Origin of the sequence: Tritonibacter sp. SIMBA_163 (assembly GCF_046535935.1) — a bacterium.
GTDB classification, from domain to species: Bacteria; Pseudomonadota; Alphaproteobacteria; order Rhodobacterales; family Rhodobacteraceae; genus Epibacterium; species Epibacterium scottomollicae.
Map to the genome: position 1 here is coordinate 1 of NZ_JAWJBP010000276.1, position 291 is coordinate 291.

A 291-nucleotide genomic window follows, 5' to 3' on the forward strand; every position below is an offset into this window, starting at 1 on the left:
TGTTGTTCTACCACTAAGCCACGTAACATCAACTCATGAGATAAACACGCCTCGTAAGCTGACTCTAACAAACCAGGTCCCAATTGGCGATGAACTTCAATTGCTCCTCCAATCACTTCTCCCGATATCTCATTTAAATATTCGATCTCTGTGCTCTCTGTGTCTCTGTGGTTCAACAAAAACAAACTGTCACCCTAAACCAAAAAGGGAAAACAAAGAATAATTCCAAACAATGCCACACCCGCAATAATCGAAAGCATATAAAACTGAGCAACACCGGAGTTGTTATAC

1 protein-coding gene is annotated in these 291 nt (G+C 40.9%); it reads right to left on the bottom strand.

From position 1 onward, the window contains the following. The coding region (locus R0J92_RS22395) for a GxxExxY protein (protein ID WP_411053276.1) at positions 1-185 on the bottom strand (185 nt) is incomplete at its 3' end. Positions 186-291 lie beyond the last annotated feature (106 nt).